The 25,733-nt window shown below is 37.1% G+C and carries 16 protein-coding genes; 4 read left to right on the top strand and 12 right to left on the bottom strand.

Annotated features, from left to right (window positions below):
- Positions 1-384 (top strand): redoxin domain-containing protein (locus tag PL77_RS27710; protein WP_044212713.1); only part of this gene is annotated, 384 nt, incomplete at its 5' end.
- 862 nt (positions 385-1,246) lie between these two features.
- On the opposite strand, the gene PL77_RS27705 is transcribed toward PL77_RS27710, so the two are convergent.
- The 11 genes from PL77_RS27705 to PL77_RS27655 all read right to left on the bottom strand — a co-directional run bounded on the left by PL77_RS27705 (position 1,247) and on the right by PL77_RS27655 (position 22,606).
- Positions 1,247-2,737, bottom strand: coding sequence for a sulfatase (locus tag PL77_RS27705; RefSeq protein ID WP_044212711.1), 1,491 nt, complete (start codon positions 2,735-2,737; stop codon positions 1,247-1,249).
- A 3-nt stretch (positions 2,738-2,740) separates the two neighbouring features.
- Positions 2,741-4,750 (bottom strand): sulfatase-like hydrolase/transferase, encoded by a 2,010-nt coding sequence (locus PL77_RS31150; RefSeq protein WP_052444791.1) that lies wholly within the window; start codon positions 4,748-4,750, stop codon positions 2,741-2,743.
- A 179-nt stretch (positions 4,751-4,929) separates the two neighbouring features.
- Positions 4,930-6,843: a 7TM diverse intracellular signaling domain-containing protein gene (locus tag PL77_RS27695; protein ID WP_172665963.1), complete on the bottom strand. Its 1,914-nt coding sequence runs from the start codon at positions 6,841-6,843 to the stop codon at positions 4,930-4,932.
- A 323-nt stretch (positions 6,844-7,166) separates the two neighbouring features.
- Positions 7,167-8,567 (bottom strand): sulfatase, encoded by a 1,401-nt coding sequence (locus tag PL77_RS27690; RefSeq protein WP_052444790.1) that lies wholly within the window; start codon positions 8,565-8,567, stop codon positions 7,167-7,169.
- A 427-nt stretch (positions 8,568-8,994) separates the two neighbouring features.
- Positions 8,995-10,335, bottom strand: coding sequence for a hypothetical protein (locus PL77_RS27685; RefSeq protein WP_044212706.1), 1,341 nt, complete (start codon positions 10,333-10,335; stop codon positions 8,995-8,997).
- A gap of 18 nt (positions 10,336-10,353) precedes the next feature.
- Positions 10,354-11,970, bottom strand: coding sequence for a RagB/SusD family nutrient uptake outer membrane protein (locus PL77_RS27680; protein WP_082026767.1), 1,617 nt, complete (start codon positions 11,968-11,970; stop codon positions 10,354-10,356).
- Between the two features lie 11 nt (positions 11,971-11,981).
- Positions 11,982-15,092, bottom strand: a complete 3,111-nt coding sequence (locus PL77_RS27675) for a TonB-dependent receptor (protein ID WP_052444789.1) — start codon at positions 15,090-15,092, stop codon at positions 11,982-11,984.
- A gap of 26 nt (positions 15,093-15,118) precedes the next feature.
- The gene (locus PL77_RS27670) at positions 15,119-16,477 is read right to left on the bottom strand and encodes a hypothetical protein (RefSeq protein ID WP_156152577.1); all 1,359 of its coding nucleotides are present in this window, start codon (positions 16,475-16,477) and stop codon (positions 15,119-15,121) included.
- Between the two features lie 73 nt (positions 16,478-16,550).
- A complete protein-coding gene (locus tag PL77_RS27665) occupies positions 16,551-18,803 on the bottom strand; it encodes a glycoside hydrolase family 3 N-terminal domain-containing protein (RefSeq protein ID WP_044212699.1) in 2,253 nt (750 codons plus the stop codon).
- Between the two features lie 507 nt (positions 18,804-19,310).
- On the bottom strand, positions 19,311-20,942 hold the full coding sequence (locus PL77_RS27660) for a glucoamylase family protein (RefSeq protein ID WP_172665962.1): 1,632 nt from the start codon (positions 20,940-20,942) through the stop codon (positions 19,311-19,313).
- A gap of 26 nt (positions 20,943-20,968) precedes the next feature.
- Entirely contained in the window at positions 20,969-22,606 is a 1,638-nt protein-coding gene (locus PL77_RS27655; RefSeq protein WP_044212697.1) for a sulfatase, read from the bottom strand.
- A gap of 922 nt (positions 22,607-23,528) precedes the next feature.
- Between PL77_RS27655 and PL77_RS27650 the strand changes: the two genes are divergently transcribed.
- The 3 genes from PL77_RS27650 (at position 23,529) to PL77_RS27640 (ending at position 25,040) form a co-directional block, all read left to right on the top strand.
- A complete protein-coding gene (locus PL77_RS27650; RefSeq protein ID WP_044212695.1) occupies positions 23,529-24,374 on the top strand; it encodes a Swt1 family HEPN domain-containing protein in 846 nt (281 codons plus the stop codon).
- A gap of 84 nt (positions 24,375-24,458) precedes the next feature.
- Positions 24,459-24,701, top strand: a complete 243-nt coding sequence (locus tag PL77_RS27645) for a hypothetical protein (protein ID WP_044212692.1) — start codon at positions 24,459-24,461, stop codon at positions 24,699-24,701.
- A 105-nt stretch (positions 24,702-24,806) separates the two neighbouring features.
- Entirely contained in the window at positions 24,807-25,040 is a 234-nt protein-coding gene (locus PL77_RS27640) for a hypothetical protein (RefSeq protein WP_044212689.1), read from the top strand.
- A 99-nt stretch (positions 25,041-25,139) separates the two neighbouring features.
- Here PL77_RS27640 and PL77_RS27635 read toward each other — a convergent pair.
- Positions 25,140-25,733 (bottom strand): group II intron maturase-specific domain-containing protein (locus PL77_RS27635; protein WP_044212686.1); only part of this gene is annotated, 594 nt, incomplete at its 5' end.

The following is a 25,733-nucleotide window of genomic DNA, read 5'->3' as shown; positions in this document are numbered from 1 at the left end:
TTCAAAGCGACTGGTACTGAAATTTACTCTGTTTCTACAGATACTCACTTTGTGCACAAAGCATGGCATGATACTTCTGAAACAATCAAAAAAATCAATTACCCAATGCTTGCAGATCCAACAGGTGTGCTTTCAAGAGGTTTTGAGGTAATGATTGAAGAAGACGGAATGGCAGAAAGAGGTACTTTTATCGTGAACCCTGAAGGCGAAATCGTTTCTTATGAAGTAGTGGCAGGTAACGTGGGTAGAAATGCTGAGGAATTATTGAGAAAGTTAAAAGCACTTCAATTTGTGGCTGAAAATCCTTCTGAAGTTTGCCCAGCAAAATGGAAAGAAGGCAATGATACATTAAAACCAAGCATCGATCTTGTTGGATTGATCTAAGCTATAAAATTACACCCCAGTATTAGACATTAGTAATAGTTAATTATACAATAGTTTGCTTTTAAATTAGCCTAAAATCCTATCTCATTGAGGTAGGATTTTTTGTGTTTTTGTCGTCCATATACATCACGATAACTACGAGGATATATCGTTTTTAATAATGTTATAGGATTAACTTATAGCAGTATAGGAATAATCGATTTTACAAATACTAAAAGTCAACGTATGTTTGTATTGTAATCAATCAGAAACAATTGATCGAAAAAAATGATAGAAAATATCAGCCTTATTGGGTTGATTAAAAATATATACACTCCCAAGTTTTAGACATTATTATATATACAATAGTTTGCTTTAATTTAACTTAAAATCCCACCTTGTTAAGGTGGGATTTTTTGTATATAAGAACTAAGAGATAATTATCATTAACTTTCAATCAACCCTTCTACAAACTTTAATAGGATCTACTTTCAAGCCTCCTTCTTCTTCATTTTTTCCATTACTGAAAAAACGAAGCAAAAAAAGCTAGGCTTAGAAGTCAAAAGCTAAATTCCATTACTCTCACCTAAATGATTTTAAACTCGCTGTGCTCAAACAACAAAATCATTCTCAACGGCTCAATACATGAAATTCTTAATGCTTTTCCCTTCAAGACCGGGGTCAAATAAAAAGAGTAGTAACTCCACTGGTGCAAATGTTAAGCGATAGCGTCATTTGTATCCTACATATCAACAGAAATCTTCTTATTTCTAAATATTCGAAACTTAGTTTACTGTGTTCTTAAAAGGCAAAAAAAATCCTACTTCAATGAAGCAGGATTTTACTTAATTAAAAAAGTCTATTCACTTAATGCTATGAAATACTAATGCTTATTATTTTTTTTAGCTCTTCTTGCTTTCTTTCTCATGTTGGCATCTCTCTGAATTTTTTGAGTTTCTTTAATCAAGAATGCCTCATCATTTTTTTGTCTATAAAGCTCTAACATTGGATCATTAGTGGCCTTCATACTTCTAACCATTTCTTCCTCCATTGCTTTTTGTTGCTCTACATATTCTGCATTTCCTGCTAGGTTGTTTAAAGCATGAGGGTCTTTACTTAAATCATAAAACTCTTCTACAGTTCTGAAAAGGCAGAAGTCCACTCTTTCTTCACGTTCTTTATCACCTTCAGCGGCAGCTTGCATCGCTTTAAAAGAAGCACCATTGATTGATGACGTTTTATATTGTCTTCCACCCACTGCCCAAGGATTGAAAATATAAAGGTAGTCTTTTGACTGAACCGCTCTCATGGTGTAGGCTCTGCTACCAATATTTTCATTATAGTGCGTATATACATAATCTCTATCGGCCTGTTTTTTCCCTTTTAATAATGGGAAGAAACTTCTACCATCTAATTTATTAGGCGCATCAATTTTTGCTGCTTCCAATAAAGTAGGCATTAAATCTACCATTGAAATAAGGTGTGTTTCATCTACTTTTCCGCCTTTGATGCCTTTTGGCCATTTTACAATAAATGGTGTTCTTGTTGATTGAACGTAAACATTTGATTTTGCAAAAGGGAAAGCCATTCCGTTATCTGAAAGGAAAACAACGATGGTGTTGTCTGCAACACCTTCTTCTTCCAATACTTCCATAAATGCACCCACAACATCATCACATCTTCTCACGGAAGAATAATAAGCAGCCAACTCTTCTCTTACTTCTGGAAGGTCTTCTAAGAAGCCAGGTACTTCAATTTCATCTGTAGTATAAATTCTTGATGGACGTTTTTTTCCGCCATTCTCATAATTTGGAGTATCTACAAAGAATGGTCGATGTGGATCATGTGAATTCGCCATCATAAAGAAAGGAGCATCACCTGCTTTGGCTTGCTGTACAAACTTCTGAAAATGATCTCTGTACAATTGTGTACCACGTCCGCTGCCTAAGTCTTTTGCATCTTGTTCGTAGTCCCAAATGTACTTGTCTTTTGGAGTGGAGTGGCTTACTTTTCCTAAAATACCCACTTCATATCCCTTTCCATTTTTCAGTTCTTCCGCTAAAGTTGGAACAGAGGCTTTTGTATTATAAAAACCTAAGATACCACTGTTATTAGGGTATCTACCTGTACCGATTACACCTCTTGAAGGTTGACAAACGGCTACCGTTACGTGGGCATTGGTAAAACGAACACCTTCATCAGCTAGTTTATCCAAGTTAGGTGTAATCTCATCTACCTTACTCCCATTGACCCCTAACGAATAGTAGTCCATATCATCCGCTGTGATTAATAAGATATTCGGCGTTTGTCCTTGTGCTACTCTAGCGCCGATGCAAATTGCTATCGCTATCGCAATTTTGTAAATCTTTTTCATGGTTTAGTTTATTTTTGATGCTTTTACTTTGATGTCTTTCAATTGATAATCCACTGGCACTAGATGGAAATGCTGATCTGCTGAACCAATCACCTCGTCATTATGGTAGATTGTATAGGCATTTACATTAGGAATTGGTTTCCAAACCAGTACTTGTTTGTCTTTCTGGAAAATACTCTTGTAAACCTGAATATTCTCTACTCTTACCGTTTCGTTATTTTTGATTTCCTTCTTCTGAACATTCCACCAAATATCATCCAAATAGATATCTTCATTGTTCTCCAATCCTTCAAATGAAAGTTCAATACCTTTCGACTTCATTCCTTTCCAATCGGTGAAATCAAAAACTAAATCTTGCCATTCATCATTACCATTGTATTCTTTATGAGCGTAGGCAGAAACATTTCCTTTTTTGTCATCGATCATAGTCAGATTCAAACGGAAATTCTGTTTACTCTTCACCTTAATATGGGCTACCTTATTCCCTCTTTTCATCATAGGAGAATGACGGGCACTTAAGAAATATTTCTCATGATGTTGATCTACTTTTAGATGTAAAACCTTATTGGATGTATTGATTCCGGTTTTAGCTGGATTTTCAACTACCATTACATCTGCGAATTCTTCACTTGCTAGTTTTTCAGAAATTAAACGTTCAAAAGTAAATTGATTCTCCGTTTTGTACTTTCCGATAGCCGCAGGATTCCATCCCCATGAAAAAGAGGCATTTTGATAATCCCATTCCTGATATGCTTTCAATAAACGTTCTACTTGCCCAGGGTATTGATCGTAAACATCTTCTTTTTCATAAGCATCTTCAGCCAAATGAAACAACCTTACCTTATCACTGTCTTGGTCATAAAATAGTTTCCAATCTTGATCACGTACCCCCCATTTGTTGGCGTTTTTCCAATATAATTTATCATGTGGTTTTTCAGTAATTTCTTTAGAGATATAAGGCAATAAATTCACACCTGATAATTCTTGTGTTGACTTCGCATTGGCCAATGATAAGAAGGTCGGCATAATGTCAAGGCTACTCACCATCTCATCGTATTTTTGTCCCTCTTTGATCATCTTCGGGTAATACATGAAATAAGGCACCCTGATGCCACCATCAAAAAGAGATCCCTTTGCCCCGTTCAATGGCAAGTTGTAAGACGCATTTTCATGTGGTTTTCCACCATTATCACTGATGAAAACAATCATGGTGTTGTCCATCAAACCTTTCGTTTCCAAAGCATCAACAATTCTACCAATGTTCTGATCCATCACATATTGCATGGCCACCAACTTTTGACGCTTAGGATCCTTGATATGTTTGAATTTTTCTAAAACCTCTTCAGGTGCTTGTAGTGGAGAGTGAACGGCATTTGGTGCCCAATACATAAAGAATGGTTTTGTCTTGTCTTGCTGTAAAATATATTCTACGGCTTTGTCGCCAAACAATGATGTTAAATAGCGGTTTGGTGTTTGGATGGGCTGATCATTTTCTAAGAAAAATTGTGTCGCATGATCTTCAAAATAATACGAAGATGCACCACCAAGGAAACCATAGTAGTAGTCAAAACCTTTACCTGTTGGAATAAATGAGTTGTCTTCTTGTCCTCCTAAATGCCATTTTCCTATGGCCGCTGTATTGTAACCTACTTTCTTTAATTCCTGAGCGATAGTAGGATAATCATGGCTGATTCCCGGTACAATCTCTGGAGAAGGACGGAAAGGACCTGGATTATCTTTAAACCCAAAACGCTGTTGGTAGACACCCGTCAGTAACCCAGCTCTTGATGGAGCACAAACCGGGGCTGTAACATATCCTTCAGAAAATTGTACCCCTTTATTGGCTAAAGCATCAATGTTAGGAGTAGGAATATCCGTACGCAGACCATGATAACCTACGTCCGAATAACCTAAGTCATCTGCTATGATGACGATAAAGTTGGGTGTTTGAGCCCATAAGTAACCGCTCCAAAGAAGCAGTACTATAGTACTTAGTAGTCTTGTAATTTTCATATCATTCAATTGGTTATTAAGAGCATGTTTAAAACATCTATTTTAGTAAAAATCCACCCTTTCAGAACGTGAGTTTATTAATTTCATCAACTATAGAACCACTATTTTTTCAGAAATTAATTTCCTCACAACCTAAAATGGAAAATTTTTACTTCTAAAATATCTATTTCAAATATGCTCTAAGCCATTTCAAACAACTCAAAAGTTGGTAGTAGTAATTTATTTTCGTTGGCAGACTTCACTTTAGTCTTAAATTTCGCAATTGTATTTCTTGACATATCAAGCTGTATTCCTAGCTCAATATTGGTAAATTCATTTTCGTGATAACGGAAGATATACGACAGGTAAAAAGCTTTTGTCAAATCAAACTTCACATGATGGAAGACCGTATTGCTGGTCACTGATTCTACATAACCACATTTTGAACAACGCCTTGAAAACTGAGCACTTCCTGAAGTATTATCATCATTACATTGCTTATGATTATTACACTGTTTACAAGTAAAACCTTTCTCCCATTTCTGTTTGTCCAAATATCTTTTACATGAAATTTGATCCGGAAACAGTTCCATAAACTCTTCCAAGCTGATGATTTTATGGATAAATCGCTTTTCCCTCTCCTTTTTGATCCCTTCTTTCAACTTACTATTATTGACATCAAGGGTTCTATTGATGAGATTTAAACGCTCCGATTTTTCTTCCAGTTTACGATATGCCTCCTTGAGTTTTTCTTCACTTTGCATTAAAGAAATCGTCCTTTCCCTTACTTTCTCCTCCAGTTCTTCATTGACTTTATTTTTCAGAGAAACCGTTTTTTCTTGTTCTTCAATGACCTTCAGTTGCATCGCTTCTGTCTTTTTCTGATGCTCAATCACCTCATCTTTCGATCGTTGTTGTTCTTCTTTAATAAGGCGAAGTGAATCATAAAGTGCATAAGAGAAAAGAAGCATTTCTAAGAAAATGGAGAAACGTAATGTATACTGTGTAATCGGTGTTAACGGAATGACCCCAAAGATTTTCAACATCTGAAAAACAGTTCCAATTAAAATGGCTGCCAATCCATAAATATAGAAAGGGGAAACCTTCTTATTCTCAAACCTTAGTTTTACTACAATTACCGTCAGCCCCACAATGGTCACAATCAACATGACATCACTAAACTGAGAATTGAAATGGAATAAATCTATAATCAAAATAGAGGTCACAATACCCACTAAGTAATTCATATAACGAAAATACTTGACAGTTTTCGCCTCCTGCTTCATCATTTCTTTGATAAAAAAGATCAAGGATAGCGCCGCCGCATAACTCAATAATGTAATCACATAATTATTGATGCTGGGATTATCGCTCCATATAAATTGAAAGCCTGTTCCGTCAGTAGAAGCATTAAAAACACCTACCGTTAAAATATGTAATATATAAATTAAATACTTTGATTCTTTGATACTCAGCCAAAGCATAAAATTATAAAATGACATAATAAGAATCGCTCCATAATAGATACCAAACCAAAGATACTCTAGTGTAGCATGCTTAATCAAACGCTCTGTACTACGAATATTGACGTGTAAATCAACTTTATGATTGGATTTGATATTAATATAGATTGGCTTTGTGTAGTCTATATCGTTATTTAATGGAATGATAAAGTTTTTGTGGAAATAAATTCTCTGATCAAAAAGATAACTATCTCCCATAAACTCCTTTCTGATTTCACCGCTTTTTTGGGGTAAAAAGAATACAATTTCATCAATAGATTGATCATACAGTTCCAATGTCCATGACTTGCTGTTATGTTCTTCAATATCGATATATAATTTTAACCAATAGGCAGAATTAACATTGTAAGATTCTTTCGAATATCTCTCAATGGTATTAAAACTCGGTGCCTTCAGTATCATTTCTTCATACGTCAACAACCTTGATGAATCTTCCCAAAAAGGAATTTTCTCCAAGTTCAAAATTTGCTCATCCAATGAATCATCCAAACGTACAGTAAGGTGCGTTGCATTGTTAGAAGTTGCGTATGTTGTTAGAATTGATAATGTGCATAAAAAAGTTACTATATGCCTTTTTATCGTGATTCTCATGAAAGTAGTTTCAGTTCTTAGCGCATGATTTGACCCTCTTTTTAATGGAAAATCTCTCATGTTCTTATAGTATAAAAATAGATATTTTTTATCGAATTTAGTTCAATTGTTAGGAAGTGTTTAGGTATGATTTCTGATCTCTATATTTCAAGTGTTAACTCCATATCGCAAGTGTTAAGCCGATAGGCGTCACTTGTGATAAGCATTGGCGAAGTCTCCTGACTTCGAAGTAATTTTGACTTATACTTCCTTTCGAAGTCGTGAGACTTCGCCAATAATCAGTTCCAAGTGACGCTATCGCTTAACACTTGAAACATACACTTTTATCTTCCTAACTCTTCCAAATACTTTTCGATTTTTGCTCTGTATTTTGGAGCTAAACCGTTATGGTTCGTGACTTTTGTATTCTTTTGATCCCACTCTTGAAAAAAGTGCAATAACTGCTTCACTTTTTCTGGGTTACTAGATGCAATATCCTTCCATTCCCCCGGATCATTTTTCAAATCATACAACTCTATAGCTCCACTACCTTGTTTATTATTGATGGATAATTTCCAGTCTTGATATCGTACCGCAATGTCTCCATCTCTTGCCCAAAATAATGGCCTTTCTTCTTCACCATCAATTAATTCCAAAAGGTCTTTTCCTTCTAATTCATCACTCCCCAAACCGTTACCAATCTGATTTAAAATGGTGGGTAATACATCCAAAGAAATTACAGGAACTTCAGAATGTTTATTCTCTGGGAAATGCTTTGGGTAATGAGCGATAAAAGGAATTCGGATTCCTCCTTCGTAAGTTGAACCTTTGAAACCATTGAAAGGTCCTGGTGAAGACATGGTTGTTTCTCCTCTTTTCTTACGTCTTGGTTCTTTAAAACCTTGACCTGCGGGAGTTCCATTATCACTGATGAAAAATATGATGGTATTATCATCGATGCCATTTTCTTTCAGTGCTTCTCTAATCTGACCAATCCCTACATCCAAAGCATAGACCATCCCCGCAAAATGTTTTCTTTCCTCTCCTACTTCAAGGTGATCCAAAGCATCTACATATTTTTGAGGCACTTGCCAAGGGTGGTGCACCGCATTATATGCTAAGTAAAGGCAGAAAGGATTTTCTTTATTTTTATCAATAAAAGAAATGGCTTTTTCTGTAAATAAGTCCGTTAAATACCCATTGTCATTTTGAATTGGAGGCTGTATTTCCCCGTTTTCATAAATAGGTTTCAACAAACTTCTTTTTACATTTTCATCTTTTGCTGATTTTGTATAATCATGCGATCCTCCTAAAAAACCATAGAAGTAATCTACTCCACGTTCATTAGGCATTAATCTTCCTTCTCCCTCCCCAAGGTGCCACTTTCCAATGGAAGCGGTTTGATAACCTTGTTCTTTTAAGTAATGGAAAAGTAATTTTTCTTCGTTTGGAATACCGTGTTTACTATTACCAAAACATCCAAAACGTTGCTGGTATTTTCCAGTGATCAACCCTGCTCTTGAAGGTCCGCAAATTGAAGCGGTTACATAACCTTGTGAGAAGTAAACTCCTTCGTTTGCCAGCTGATCAATTTGAGGTGTATGGATTGTATTTACTCCGTGATACCCCACATCTCCCCAGCCCATATCGTCTACAAAAATCAAGACAACATTAGGTGGTGTTTTGGCTTGTGCAAGCTGTAAAATGCTCAGTAGTATAAAACTTAGTAAAATCGACTTTTTCATAATTATTGTATCTATTGTGAGAGTGAAGAGGTGGCTTTTATTGTGCAAAATTTCAAAGTTCTACTTCCAAACTTCCTTCTTCTTCATTTTTTCCATTGATGAAAAAACGAAGCAAAAAAATCTAGGCTTAGAAGTCAAAAGCTAAATTCCATTCCTTTCGCCTAAATGATTTTAAACTCGCTACGCTCAAACAAGAAAATCATTTTTAACGGCTCATTCCATGAAATTCTTAACGCTTTTCCCTTCAAGGCCGGGAAGTACTACCCTACGATAACGGTAGTCAGCCCAATGGCGCGAATGTTTAGCGTTAGCGTCATTCGTGTCCTATAGATCATCAGAAATCTCCTGATTTCTAATCACCATAAAAACCCTGAAGTTGTAAAAACAGGCCCCTATTTCATTTAGGGACCTGAGTAAATAAACTACACTAATCGATTTCTAAAAATCTTCCTTTGATCTCTAATTCATCAATACCCATATAACCTCTGTTAACTGCTGAAGTCAATCCGTGAACTAGTACTACGACTACTCTAAGATCTTCTCCTTCAAAAAGGTTACTGTGTTCTGAAGAATTATGGATAAATAATTTCTTTTCGTCCGTTTGGAAATCAGCAGAGTTGAATGCCAATGTCCAGTTTTCGTAAACGTTGTTGATATTTCCTGAAGTTAAAGCTTCTTGGTAAGCACTTTCGCTCACTATTCTTGCTTCAATTCTTTGCTCTCCGCCTACGCCTGTAATGTTATTAAACATGGCTCCGATGTCAACGGTCATTACTTCCATCCCTTCTGTTGCTAATGAAGGCGATACAATCATGTGTTTTGCTGTAGAAACTCCATCGTAATTTCTAGCGTAGTTTCTTGTAATGAAGTTCTCCTTACGGTCTGCATCAGGGTGGTTGTTTCTATCAATTGCGATGTTCCACCATGTCTGACCATTTGGTAATTCTGGTCCTTCAATCTTCATAAAATCCATGCCTGCAAAAATGAATTCATCTTGATTATCTGGCTTTAAACCTTCTTCAATATTCATTACAAACATATCACGCTCTACAATTTTCAGCGTTTTCGTGTATAACGTGAATGAAGGATTATTTTCAGATGCACCATATTCGTTTTCAGCACTGATTGTGATTTCATAATCAACCTCCTCTAGGTTTCCTCTAATATTGAACCGACCATTTGCATCAACCGTAATTGTAGTTGCAGAAGGCAATGCTGGTGAAGTTGTAACATTGATATCTGACATAAATACACCTTCAGCCATCACGCTGATACTTTCCAATTGAGTCGTAAGAGGAGTACCCGCTTCATCCATAAAAATGATGATAGAATCTTTCTTTGTCTCTAAAGAAAGTTCAGGGCGTTTGTCTACTAACATTACTCTGAAAGCATCTTCAAAAGTAGATGTTCCATATTCATTAGAGGCCATGACATTCACATGGTATTTCCCTAAAGCCGTTTCATCTGTAGGTTCTAAAGATAATTGACCTGTTTCAATATCAATGGTAAAAGGATTCAATTCATCTGAAACATCGATTCTTACAGAATCCTCAAACCATGCCACACTTTCGATATCAAAAGTGGGCGTTCCTTGAGAAATCACTTCTGGAGCATCACCTTGTACACTTCTGTTGTGTGCTACGGTGAGGTCATTTCTGTGATATAATAGGTTTTCTGGAGCGACATTCGGCACATCAAAGTCCACTTCATGGTTGGTAAGGCAACTTGTGATGACGAATGCGAAAACGATATATATTAATTTTTTCATGATTCTAAGATTTATAGATTACCAAAGAGGGTGTTGTTTGATGTTGTAATTCAATTGTAATTCTTCCGTTGGAATAGGGAAAACTACGTGCTTCTCTTCACATCTTTCGCCAGGGAAAGCCAAGTGCTCCTCGTTGTCTGGACGGAAATCTTTATTAGATCTCACGTTTCTACTTACCTCCTGCATTGTCTCTTGTAAAATTCCCCAACGCACTAGGTCAAAACGTCTATGTCCTTCAAAACACAACTCTCTTTTACGCTCATCTTGAATCAACTTCATAAAGTCTTGATTGGCATCACTCAAGCCTTGGCTCAATGAACCTGCATTGGCACGCGCACGAACCGCTTCAATATCTGCTGTAGCTTGTCCACCTGCACCGTACAATAAGTAGCTTGCTTCAGCACGCATCAATAGGATATCACTGAAACGTAAGATTGGGAAATTAATCGATGTTCTATCTTTGATAATTACACCGTTTTCTAATGTTTCTACCGTTCCGTCTAGCTCACCGTTATGGTCTCTACCTCTGTCTAATCTTCTCCACTTACCTGGGAACCAGCGTAATTCGTTACCAATATTTGTAGCTACAAATTCATCGTTTCTGTAATTAAAACTGAAGTTGGCGCAGTTCCACTCATAACGTGTATCATCCGCTCCATAAGTGCTTTTGTGCATTGATGGCGTGATGTAAGCGTGACCAATACTGAATGGCATTGTACCTGTAGTCAGCTGAATTTGAACACCGTTGAAGTTACCAATTCTACCGCCTAAATCTCGGCCTTCCGTTACTGTAAAGTCAACTTCCCACATTACTTCCACATCTCTACGAATACCTTGAATCTGGTTCATGAAAACCTCTTTGTAATCAGGTAAAAGTGAGTGGTAACCAAATTCTGTTACTGCATTCGTATGCTCGATTACTTTTTGAAGACAAACATCACGACCAATATCTCCACCTTGGATTCTTGCTCCTGCCATTGTCAAGTAAACACGCGCGGCCAAACCGTGTGCAATCTGCTTACTTACTCTTCCGTATTCTTTTGGACGGTCATTTAAAAGTGTAATGGCTTTGTCCAAATCTTCAATGATCTGATTGTATACTTTTGGAGCTGGCGTGTTGGGTAAATTCAACATATCCAAGTTGCCATCAATATCCGTAAAGTGATCCAATCTTAATGGAATGTGCTCCCATACTCTTACCAAGTTGAAGTAGTATAACGCTCTTAACGTCAGACCTTCACCAATCATTAAATCATGATCGGCTCTTGATAAATTCTCAATAGTATCTCTTTCACTTAAGTTTTGAATCAAGTCATTGACTCTGTTCACACCTCTGTAACTTCTTGTCCAAATACGGTTCAAGTCAACGTCTGATTCATTGTAAGACATCTTTGTCAATTCGTGATTGAATAAAGATCTTCTGTACAACATTTCATCCGTTCCCACATTGAACCAGATCGAGAAATCTTGATCATAGATATCTCTTAGTGATCCATAAGCACCTGATAGTGCGAGGTAAACTTGTTTGTCGTTTTTATAATAATCATCTCTACTGATTTCATCTTTTGGTTCCATCTCCAGGAAAGAACAAGACGAAATGATCAAGGCTATAAGTATTAATAAATTATTTTTCATGGTTGTAGCTATTAGAAAGAAACTTGGAAACCTGCAATAAATGATTGTGATGCTGGGTACGATGAGTAGTCAATACCTCTGTACATCGCTTGATTTCTGACAGATACTTCAGGATCATAACCCGAGTAGTTAGTAAATACCCAAAGGTTGTCTACTGAAGCGTAAACTCTCATCTTATCGATTCTCAGCTTTTTCAGTTTTTGCGGTTCAAATGTGTAACCCAATGTGATGTTCTTGATTCTTAAGAAAGAAGCATCTTCGATAAAGTAATCACTCATTTGATGACCACCGTACACTTGCTGATAAGTATATTCTTGTCCTGGACCTGGAGCACCCCAAACACCATCACCGACAGGGTTATTCAATGTCCAACGGTCACCCACATCTTTCAAGTAGTTTCTACCTCTTTGGTTACCTACTACACCAAAATCAGCCATGTTGCCATTGAATACATCTTGACCTACTGACCAAGTTAAAAGGATACTTAAGTCCCAGTTTTTATAGGTGAAGTTGTTGGTAAAACCACCGAAGTGTCTTGGGTTAGGGTTACCGATGATTTCTTTGTCATTTTCATCAATTACACCGTCACCGTTCACGTCTCTGTATTTCGGCATACCCGGTCTTACTTGTCCTGTTTGTGAATCGAAACCAGGAACCCCGTCTTTCAATACTAACTCACCATTTGAGTTTCTAACAAAATCATCCATCTGATAGATACCGTCATAACGGTAACCGTACATTTGCGTCATTGGCATTCCTACGAAAAGACCGTAGTACAATTCCCCCGCAAACATACCGCCTACGCTTGGATCATATAATCTGAAGTCCTCACCGTAAGATAAGTTTTTGATTTCGTTGTCATTAAATGAAATGTTGAAGTTCGACGTCCACTTGAAGTTTTTCGTCTGTACGTTCACCGTATTGATACTCAATTCCACACCTCTGTTGACTACCGCACCAATGTTTTGTTTTACTTGTGTGTAACCTGTTGATGGAGCCACTTTTGCATCGAAAAGAAGGTTGTCCGTTAAGTTGTAGTAGTATTCAACATCCACTAATAAACGGTTGTTCAAGAAGCCCATTTCAGCACCAACGTTGAACTGTTGAGTAGTTTCCCACTTCAAGTCTGTATTGGCTAATTTTTCTTGGTAGAATGCTGAGTGATAATGTCCTCCGAAGTAGTATCCTGGACCTACAGCCATGGTAGGGATAAAGTCAAAATCACCTACTCTGTTGTTACCTGTAGTACCCAAACCTGCTTTTAATTTAAGGTCTGAAAATACGTCTAAGTTTTGAATAAAGTCTTCGTCACCTGCTCTCCATGCCGCTGAAACTGATGGGAAAATACCAAAGCGATTCCCTTCTTTAAATCTTGATGAACCATCCGCTCTTACTGAAGCTGTAAGGATATATTTTCCTTTGTAAGCATAGTTGATACGACCTAAACCTGACATTAAGTTTTGTCCTGTTTGTGCCGAAGATGGCATTTTAGCAACATTGCCTAAACCGATGTTACCCCATCCAAGATCATCCAATGGGAATTGAATGGCTGTAGCTTGGAATCTGTATCTATTACTGCTTTGGAATGTGATACCTGTCAGTGCATTGATCTTATGACCGTTTTTCGACCAGTCATACGATAAAGTATTCTCGTTGATATAGTTTTGTGCTCTAATTTGTGAGACATGACCGTTGATACCATCACTACCTCTATCCGCTTGGTTAGTTCCTTCTCTAAAGAACGTTTTTACCTGAGTGTAGTTGATTTGATAACCTAACTGCGAACGGAATTTCAAACCTTTTGCGATATCAACATCAAAGTTAATATTGGCTTGCATTACGTCTGAGATCTCCGAACGATCTGTATTTTCTAGTGTCTGTGTTGGAGGATAGAAACCTGCACTTAATTCATCATCATCATCCAAATCACCGTTCTTTGGCGTCATTGGTCTAAACATGATGGCTGATTTAATCGCCGATACACTTGCTGTAGAAGTCTTCTGTCCTTTATGTTCCGTATGAGCGTAGTTCACGTTCATACTCATATTCACTCTCTTCCCTAATTTCTGATCTAGTTTGAAACGACCATTGATACGCTCAAAACCAGTGTTCATCAATGTACCCGCTTGATTGATATAACCTACTGAACCGAAGAATTTAGAAAGGTCTGAACCTCCTCTCATCGATACATTGTAGTTTTGGAAAGGAGCAGTAGTGAAAATCTCGTCTTGCCAGTTCGTCATGTCTGCATCCGTGTAGTTTCCAACTTCACCCCAAGGGTCACCACCACCTAAGTCGTGCTGTAATTGTACATACTCACGTGCGTTTAATGTTTCCATTCTTCTGTTCTGAGGAATTTGAGAAACACCTACTTTTGTATTAAAAGTGATGACTGGCTTACCACTCATACCTGCTTTCGTTGTGATCAAGATTACACCATTCGAACCTCTTGAACCGTAAATTGCTGTAGCAGAAGCATCTTTCAATACGTCAATTCTGTCAATGTCAGCGGGGTCTAACGTAAACAGTGAAGGGTCTTCTAATGGGAAACCATCCACTACATATAATGGAGCCGAGCTACCTGTAATTGTATTGGCACCACGAATTTCAAAGTTCATCGCCTGACCAGGTCCACCTTCACCAGCTGAAACCTGTACACCCGCCATACGACCTTGTAACATTTGATCAAATGATGCCGCTGGCATAGAGTTTACTTCCTCCCCCATCACCATAGATTGAATGGAACCTGATACCTCTTTAGCATCTTGCTTACCATAACCTACTACCACTAGTTCGTCTAGTTCCTCTACTTCAGCAATCAAATGAATATCAATAATTTTTCTGCCATTTACTGGAATTTCCTGTGGCTGATACCCCACATAAGACACCAATAAACGAGCATCAGGTTTTACTCTCAATGAGTAGTTACCTTCAAAGTCTGAAGCAGTACCGTTGTGCGTACCTTTGATTCTGATACTCACACCTGGGATTGACTCTTCGTCATCACCTGTTACAGTACCTTTAATTTTTATATAATTTCCCTGTGCATAAACTAACGGAGTACAAAAGAATATACATCCAATTAGTAGCAAGGATAGTTTTATTTTAGTTAAGTCTTTCATTTCTTCAGGAAGTTTAGTTTGCTGAATTATTTTGCTCTTACTTGTAGTTGGTAGATATAAAATCTTCTTGCCAACGCACCTACTTCAGGGTTGAAGAAATCGGCTCTTAACGCCACTCTGATTTCTTCTCCTAAAAATTCAGATGGAATAGATACTTGATGATTTCCTTCTGCCTTTAATTGCTTTTCATTGATGATCGCCGTTGTATACATCATTAAATGCTCAGAAATATCGTTTTCAAGCAACACCCAGTTGGATTGTTCTGGCGCCTCTTCGTTATAATCAGAAGCTTTACAAACCATTACTCCTAAATGCTGATTGACATTTTGAGCACCACCTGTATATCTCCAGAATCCAGTCACATCTACATAAGCTTCCTCATTGACCGTTGTCAAATCAATGACATCAGAAACTAAATCAGCTCTTGATTCCTGATTCCATGACCAGTACGCTTTTACAATTTTCTCTGAAACAAAACCTTCTTCGTTTTCAAAATCAAAAGCAACGCCTGACCATGCTCTTCTCCATAAACCACCTGTATAATTCGGACCATTGTTGCCCTCTTCCAATTCAGTGGAATACATTTCGCCATCAATTTCCTTTTCTACTACACCATAAGTGTTGGTATTGATTGCATTTTGTAAACCGTAAGAAGTTGGAGAACCTAAGAAAGAAATAGCGTTGTAGAATAGACGGCCTACATTTTTACCGATTACCTCAATAATCACCGCCGTTCTTTTTGATAAAGCACCTAACGCATTCTCAACGTTAACGTCCAATGCAAACACTTCAATGTCATCCTCTCCAATAGGATACGCTTGTTGTAATTTCACTTTACCAATCTCTGCATCAATCGCAAAGACATCCGAAAAGTTAGAAAGTGTAAATTCGTAAGGGCCACCGCCTTTTACATTCGGACGGCTTGTAGCTACCTCAAGATCATCTCCATAGAATGAATAAATGTTGGGCATGTAAATGATGTCTTGAGGGATCGATTGATCTGCTGTAAAATCAAGAACATCTGTGAAAGTCGTGCTTCCCATACTGTTTTTTACTTCTACATCTACTGTGTAGCGACCAACAGTAAGGTCGTTAAAATCTCTAATAGTAATAATTCCCGTTCCGCTATGAATTCTAAAGTTTTCAATTAAATTTTCACCTTTGTAATCGTCAGATTTTACATCAATAAGAGAGAATCTTACTTCTTCTCCACCGGAAAAAACTGACGGCTGATCTGTAGTAAATGGCTCACCACAAAAGTACTCTCCAATGCCGATATAGCGGAGGTCTTTTGGTGCACCCACGTACATAGTACTGTCTTCTTTTTGACAGGATGCCAATAGCAATGTCGCTATCGTTAAAAAAAAGAGCTGTCTGATCTTCATTTCATTTATAAATTTAGTGTATAGAAAGAGGGCTGACAACTGGCTTTCACCAGTCATCAGCTTTGTTTTATGCTTATTTTGATCCGATAGGATTATAGTTTTTTGATGCTTCGTAGTCTTTTGTCAGATTAAAAGTAGCCGACTTCACATCATCAGAGTTTGTTCCGATATATACATTAAAATCACCTGCTTCAACACCTTCAGACATATCCCATCTGAAGTACGTCAACGCTTCTTTTTCAATAGTGAAAGTGATTTTCTTCGTTTCGCCTTTCTTAATGAAAACCTTCTCAAATCCTTTTAATTCTTTCAATGGACGAGTTGATTTTCCGATTACGTCTTGGATGTACATTTGTACCACTTCTTCACCGTCATAGTTACCAGTGTTTGTTACTTCGATTGATGCAGTGATGGCCTCATCTGTCATTTTATCAGATGATAATGTAATCTCACCATACTCAAAAGTAGTGTAGCTCAGACCGTAACCGAATGGGTACAATGGGCTGTTTGGTACATCTAAGTAATTTGATTTGTAACCTGATGGTTGTGCTGGATCAAATGGTCTACCTGTATTTTTCGCATTGTAGTAGATTGGCACTTGACCAACGTTTCTTGGGAAAGTCATTGGCAGTTTACCACCTGGGTTGTATTTACCAAAGATCACATCAGCGATAGCAGGACCTGCCATAGTACCTAAGTGCCATGTCTCTAGGATTGCATCTGCCAACTCATCTTCTTTCTCAAGTGCTAACGGTCTACCGTTCATCAATACCACTACGATAGGTTTACCTGTTTCCTTTAAAGCTTCCAATAATTCAGTTTGAACACCTGGAATAGTAATGTCTGATCTACTTTTTGCTTCACCAGAAATTGTTCTTGGCTCACCGATCGCCAATACAACAACGTCAGATTGGTTTGCAACCTCAATAGCCTCAGCAAAACCGCTTTTGTCATCGCTCTTCATGTCACAACCTTTAGCGTAAAGTAATTCCGCTTTACCTTTTGTTGCTCCTTTCAAACCTTCAAATAATGACTTCGCATCTTTTGGAGAACCTTTCGCTTTCCAAGCGCCTAAAACGTCTTTTTTGCTTTTTACCAATGGACCGATTGCCGCAATCTTTGTTTGCTTCTCTAAGTCTAATGGTAAAACTTGGTTATCGTTTTTCAATAATACAATCGACTTTCTAGCAATTTTTCTAGCCGCTTGTTTGTGCTCTTTTGACAACACTACACGCGCTTCTCTCTCTTCGTCAGAGTATCTGTAAGGATCTTCGAAAAGACCTAATTTGTGCTTTAACGTTAAGATTCTTCTTACTGCAACATTGATTTCCTCTTCTGTTACATCACCTTTTTCTACTGACTCTTTTAAAGTCTCTAAGAATACAGCACCTTCCATATCCATGTCGATACCTGCTTTTAAAGCTTGAACACCTGCGTGTGCTAAATCCTTAGCTGTACCGTGAGGAACTAACTCATTGATAGCAGTATAATCCGTTACGACCATTCCGTCAAATCCCCATTGATCTCTTAAGATATCTTTGAATAAGTAAGGGTTGGCAGTACTTGGAACACCGTTGATTTCGTTGAAAGAAGTCATGAATGTTTCAACACCTGCATCAACAGTCGCTTTGAATGGAGGTAAATACACTTCGTGCAATGTTTGTAATGACATATCCACTGTATTGTAATCTCTACCAGCAATTGGAGCACCGTAGGCTAAGAAGTGTTTCGCACAAGCAAGGATTGTATTTTCCTTTGATAAGTCATCGCCTTGGAAACCTTTCACTCTTGCTTTTGCAACAAGATTGTTGTAGTAAGTGTCTTCACCTGCACCTTCCATCACACGACCCCAACGTGGGTCTCTACTTACGTCAACCATTGGCGCGAATGTCCAGTGAATACCTTCTGCTGAAGCTTCTACGGCTGCAATTCTTGCCGCTTCTTCCATCGCCTCTAAGTCAAATGAACTTGCCTCTCCTAGTGGAATAGGGAACAACGTTCTGTGACCGTGAATTACGTCATAACCGAATAATAAAGGAATACCTAAACGTGTTTCCTCAACGGCCATTTTTTGTAATTTTCTTGTATAAGAAGCTGTAAATGCATTGAATAATGAACCAACATTACCTGCCTTCACTTCTTTTTCTACATTTCCTCTAAGTGTAGGACCTGTAACGTCTCCTGAAGATGTAAACTGTGTCATCTGACCAATTTTCTCTTCTAAAGTCATTTCTTTTAATAAACTCTCTACCTTCTCCTCAATATTTTGAGCGTAAAGAGCACTGCCTAAAAATAAGGCTGTAACCGTTAATAAAAGTTTTTTCATATTCAATTTATTAGATAGTTCTGTAATTCAATGTTGAAATGTTAGCGTGGATCTAGCCGTATTCAACTAGTTCTTTTGCAATGTATTTTTTGTGTTTATAATGGGCTTTTATTGCCTTAAAATGTGATGTATTTCTTGTGGTTCGTGCACCACGACTAAAGTCATGGGCTAGTGATACCGACTCCAACAACACTAAAGTGTTATTTCCGTTATGAACCTTCAAGACTTTAGTCTTGGACAGGTTCTTCTATCACTTGCCCATAGTTTTAACTATGGTGTACGTAATGCAAGACACATTACCAGCGTTTCTTGTGGTTCGTGCACCACGACTAAAGTCATGGGCAGGTGATACCGACTCCAACAACACTGAAGTGTTATTTCCGTTATGAAACTTCAAGACTTTAGTCTTGGACAGGTTCTTCTATCACTTACCCATAGTTTTAACTATGGTGTACGCTCCACAAAAAGATCATCTTAAACAATAAAAGCGACCAATATAGATAGTAGTTAGAATAATTGAACTGGTAATTCAATTTCTTTTTTACCCATTTTCATGACTAAAATGCCTTTTGTACCAGCTAGAATATTATCTTTTTCGAACTGAAGTTGATGTAAACCTGCTTCAAACTTCTGTTCCGATTGGATCTCCAACTTCTTTTCTGCTTTAGTAGATTTCAAGTAGAATGAAATGCTTGCATCCTTGTCTGTGTAGAAATCAAGATGATACTTTTCTAAATCAGGATGACGATATAATTGAACTGATTTAGATGATTTCTCGATCACTGCTAACGGGAAGCCATTCTTATGTTTTGGAGATTTGATCCCCATCTTACCTAAAGCCACTTGTAATTCAGGAACTTTCTTAGACAATTCCCAGAAAAGACCGCTTCTATAATTTTCCATCATAATCACTGTTCTTCCCTGATCCAAACCTAAGTAACGGTCAGAATACCAATCACGCTTCTTGCTGTAAGCATCTTTGAAACCGTATTCTCCCCAAAGTCCTTCTTTATGGTTTTCGTAGAAGTTTCTCAACGCCAACATCGATTGGTAAGGCACATAAGGGAATACACCCAATGCCGCCGAAGGAGCAATCACCCCTTTGTCTTTTGGACCTGGCCCTGCCATGTTGTTATAACCACCGTCTTCTGATGGAGTTTGAGAAGCTGTTAAGCCCCAATCTACTTTATTGTATTGGAATTCTTTTGGAGCGAACTTACTGCAGTACGTCCAGTTGATCAATGAGTGATTGATACTTCTCTTCCAATAGTAAGTGTATTGGTCTTCCATATCTCTTGGGTCTAACGCCAAGAAAGGAGTTTGAGCAAGGTATAATGGTCCACCTTTTGGCTTTCCAACGTCTAAGGTATAACCGTAGTATTCTTTACCGTTTACAAAGTTTCTACCTTCCACATAACCTCTATAAGAACTCTTTTTAATTCCTTTTGAAGGATGACCCAATGCTAAAACATAACTTGTCATTGATTCAGTATACCCTTTCATCAACAACTTCAGGCCTTTGTTCTCTTTTTGTTGGTAAGAGTGATTCCACCACAACGCATTTTGATGCTCATGCATAGTGTAATCTACCGCTTCCCACAATTTTGTAATCTCTTCTCTCAGTTGGATTTCCTTTGGCGTATCTTGATCAAAATAAGCTCTTGCCATCAATAACCCCATCATTAAGTTGGATGTTTCTTGAATGTCCGCACCATCTTGACCACCAAAGTGGATCAACTCTCCCGTTTTACCGTGGATCAAATGAGGGTAAACACCATGATAACGAACGGCCTTATTTTCTAAGAAATCCGTCATTTTCAACAAGCGGTTCAAGACTTGCTCTCTTGTCACCCAACCTCTGTGTGCTCCAACAATAATGGCTTGAATACCGAAACCTGATGCTCCGATACCAATTTCATACTTCTTGTTTTTTAATGATCTTCTAGGTGTAAGTCCTGAAACAGGGTGTCCTAATTCCCAGAAGTAATCAAAAGATGCTCTATGCGTTTCCTCAAAGATCGCTTTGTCTTTCTGGAAACGTGCCTCTTCTTTTTCTAGACGGGTCACACTATAGGTGTAACCCATCAAGATAAAAAGTAGTCCACATCCAAAAATTGATAATATAGTTTTAGTTTTCATAGTAGCTAAGACCATTATTGTCAAAATTATTTACTGTTGTTTTTCTGTTGCAATCTCTTCTGTCTCATCATCTCCTTACGCTTTTTCATGCGTGCCTCTTTTCTGTAGTTCGTGTCTTTCCACTCTTCAAAATCAGGCTCATCCGCTTCTTTCATCAAACGTGCTAACTCTACCTTCAACTCGCTGATTTGCTTTGCGTATGCAGGATCATTGATCACGTTGTTCATTTCTTGAGGATCTTTCTTAAGATCATAGAACTCATAGTCATCGTTATCGAAGTAGAAGTGAATCAACTTGTAATCTTGTGTTCTTACACCATACTGTCTTTTTACCTTATGGAAACCAGGGTACTCATAGTAGTGGTAGTAAACAGACTCTCTCCAATCTTTTGGTGTTTTACCTTTCTTCGTGATTTCTCTTAAAGAAGTTCCTTGCATATCTTCCGGTACTTCTACCCCTGCAAAATCCAAGAAAGTTGGACCGTAGTCAATATTTTGAACGAATGCCTCTGCTTCTTTACCAGCTTTGATTTCTTTAGGATAACGCATTACTAAAGGTGTTTTGAAAGACTCTTCGTACATAAAACGCTTATCAAACCATCCGTGCTCACCTAAGTAGAAACCTTGATCTGAAGTATAAACAATGATTGTATTTTCCGCTAAACCATTCTCATCTAAGTAGTCTAAAACTCTACCAATGTTTTCGTCTACTGCTTTTACAGTACCGCAGTAGTCTTGAAGGTAACGTTGGTATTTCCAAAGTGCCAAATCCTTTTCAGAATAGTTTGCTTGGTGCATTTTGTCGTTTTTGGCTCTGTAAGCCTTGTGCCATCCTTCTTTTTGCTCAGGCGTTAAACGTGCAAATAAGTGAGGCCAGATATCTTTTCTCCATTCGTCGCTTCCTTCCTCTACAGACATTTTCAAATCATGTCCTTCTTGCATATCACGGTAAACGTTCATCTCTTGCGTAGATGCCGCTACTCTCCCTTCGTAATCATCAAAATAAGTATCTGGAACTGGGAACTCCACATTGTCAAACTCATTCGCATATCTCAATGGAGGCATCCAGTTTCTGTGTGGTGCTTTATGGTGAATCAATAAAGCAAATGGTTCGTTCTTGTCTTTTTGCTCTTCCAACCATTCCAACGAATAGTCAGTGATTAAATCAGTAGTATACCCTTCTACCATAGTAGTATCTCCACCAGAAATGAAGTCAGGATTATAGTACTCTCCTTGATCGTTTAAAATATTCCAGTGATCAAATCCTTCTGGAGTACTTTTCAAGTGCCACTTACCGATAATAGCCGTTGCATAACCAACATTGTTCAACTCTTTTACCCAAGTATTTTGAGAAGCATCAAACGTATCTGAGTTATGTCTGAAACCATTTTTATGACTGTACTTACCCGTAAGCATCGTCGCTCTTGACGGCCCACATAAAGAGTTGGTCACAAAACTTTGATTGAACTGAATTCCTTCTTTCGCAATTCTATCAATGTTAGGCGTAGGTGCAACCTTTGAAATCTCATGCCCATAAGCACTGATGGCCTGCAACGCATGATCATCTGACATTATATAGATGATATTAGGGCGTTGGTCTTTTTCTTGAGAAAAAGCTGTAGTAGTAATCAACAGTAGTAAACTGATCAAGTACAAGTTCTTCATTTCGTAATTCTAATAGGTATATTGATTTCTAATCGCATGTAAAATAACACTTCAAGTATACTAGAAAGAGTTGCATTTGATCCATTTTTAGCAATAAACAAATGTGAAATTAAGACATTTTTACACATCAAAAAAACATAAATGCATAGATTAAAAACAATAAAAAACCCGTTTTAAGAGCCCATTTAGAGGGTTTTCACGAAATGCGCACATTTTAATGACAACATTAAGTTTTTTGTGATTTTTGTCGTTTTTGAACAAAAAATCATTGGCAACTGGTTTTAAAAAAGTTTTGGTTGATAACATTCAAAAATAGCACTGCTTATTCTTTTTGTATTACCTAAGGGAAAACCTTGACCTCTACAACACTCAATACAACGGAATCTACTTCGATCTTAAGGTTGATATTGGGTTGTGGCTTTCTCTAAAAATTTTTCTGATGGATTTGAAGTTTCCGAATTAGGTTGAGGTTTGGTTTCTTAAATACAAAGGTAAACGCTGGTCATTTCTTAGATAAAAAATTATAGGAAGTAATGGAATCCTAATTTCAAATTTTCTAATAATAAGCAAATATAAACGTGTATAAACGATTACAAATCGGATAAATCTCCAGCATTTTGCAAATTTGATAATAAGACGCGTATTCGCTTTAGTTTTTATACAACTAAAAGACTAAATAGAGATTTTTATGAAGATATTCACATGAAAAAATAAATATAGAAGAGCAGTTTTTACAAATTTCTGAGTGAATTTGTAACACATCTAAAAATAGCAATACGATATATTTGAAAATTAATATGTGAATGCTATTTTTAGTGAGAGAAAAGTAAACTATTTTACTATAATGGATATACGCCACTATGTCACATTATTGGAATAAAGTGAACAATGGTGTTTATCGAATGTTGTAAACCATTAAAAAATGAGTGATTTTACATATATAAAACCAGATGAAGAAAAATACTTTAATGCTATAATTAAAGTTCTTGAAGGAAAAAATAAAACTTTATCAGACAAATTAAAGAAAGGGAAATGTACTATTTCTGAATCCTCTTCTTTTTCCCAAAGAAGATGGAATGGTATGATGACAACTATTTATTTGTATGTGCCATTTGACATCATAGGACAAATTAATGAGGAAGAAAAAAAAATGCTTTTGGAAGTTTGTGAATTGGTAATGCCTAAAGAAGTAGGATTTGATGTGACAGATATTGAAATAAGTCCACTTCTTGATTCAGTGACAGCAAATAAAACACTTCTAGACGACTTAAATCAAATTACACAAAACGAATCCTACGCGATAATTCAATCGTTACCAGAAAACATAAAAGCTAATGGGCAGAAAATGTCCGAAGTATATTCCTATTTGTATTGTATAGAAAATACTCTAAGAATTTTTATAGAAAAAGTAGGTAAAGAGAATCATGGTCAAGAGTATTTCAATACATTTTCCATTTCAGGTTCAGTAAGAAGAAAGATTGATCAAAGAAAGCAAGAAGAAGCTAAAAATCAGTGGATTTGTGTCAGAGGTGATTCTGATTTATTCTATCTTGACTTTAAAGAACTTGGAGATATTATTATTAATAATTGGAATGACTTTAAAACATTCTTTCCTGACCAAGCATTTGTGACTTCAAAAATAAACGAGCTAGCAAGATGTCGAAACTTGGTTGCACACAATAGTATGATTACTGAATCTGAAAGAGACTTACTAAGGTTATATTATAATCAATTCTTAAGTCAAATAAACGGAACTAGGTTAGAATAAAAAGTTTACAACATTAGCTAACCTCCATCCACCGGTCGACACGCCCGCTGGTCGTAGTTTAGCCATTACATTAGCGGTTATTATATGAGTGGTATCTGGAAACATAAAGCAACTATCATTGATGGTCAAACATTTAAACTAAAAGAGTTAAATATATGGGATTATCAATGGGAAGGCACAGGAAATTCTATCCAAATAAAAGATCCAATGTATGGACAAGATTATAAATTGAATATATATAGGATTGTTAAAGAAAATATAGAAATACAATTCGCCGCTGGTGAATTTTCTAATTGTGTTTGGGGTATATATTTGGAAAGTACATAGCATAGAAATTTAAGATATTCTAAAGACTATGAAGAATAGTAAATAGGCATTATCAATGTAATTCTTAATATTTTTAAAAATAAATATTTATAGAAAATGTGCGATATGTGTTTTAGCACTGAAATAAAATCTTTTCCAACTGAAGAAGGATGGTTAAAGTTTGACTTAGAGTTAACTATTAAACTTGGGAAAAATTATATAAAGTATTCAGAATTTAAACCAGATGGGATCAGGGATAAAGATGATGGTAGTTATATTTATGAATGTAATTATTGTGGTCAAAAATGGAGATTAAAAGAACCAGATTATTCACTTCGAGGTTACTTTTTAAAAGCGTAACCCTAAAAAAACCGCTAATCGAGTAGACTGCCCCGCCAATAAATGACGGGGAGAGCCTCTCACACCACCGTACATACGGGCCTCGTATACGGCGGTTGATTACCGTTCGGTTAACTTTTTGTAGATATAGGACATAGAAATATACCCTCTTTTCTCAAGTCTCTCTAAGGTGATTGTGGTGATAAGAATAGGGCTTTGAGCTACTGCCCAACCGCCTTTCCTCGTTCTGCTCCAAGCGTAAGCCTGATCATAAGATATTCCTAAACGTATTAAGTTTTTACGTTTCCTTTCCACCTTTTTCCAGTGGTGCCAGATGCAATAACGAAGACGATTTCTTACCCATTCATCTACCTTTTTAAGCTTTCGCTTGATGTTGCCCAAACTAAAGTAATTCACCCATCCTCTTTGGATTTCTAAGAGCTTCTTGATGCGTTCATCAAAACTCATGGGAGTAGTTTTTCGAGTTACCTCTTTGAGACTTGTCTTCAGCTTTTTCCATGAATCGCGTTTAGCAACAAGTTGGTATTGTCCTTTAGCACCTTTCTTATAGCTCGATACAAAAGCGTAACCTAGCACCTCAAAATTGAAGGGACGACGGCGACCGCTTTTCTCTCGATTGATTGGTAGTTTTAGGACATCTCGTAGAAAAACATATACATTATTGCCTACACGTTTTGCTGCTTTTTCTGACTT

Origin of the sequence: Flammeovirga sp. OC4, from assembly GCF_000812565.1 — a bacterium.
Classification (GTDB): Bacteria; Bacteroidota; Bacteroidia; order Cytophagales; family Flammeovirgaceae; genus Flammeovirga.
The sequence above is the reverse complement of the archived record's forward strand: the minus strand, read 5'-3'. Positions and strand labels throughout refer to the sequence as shown.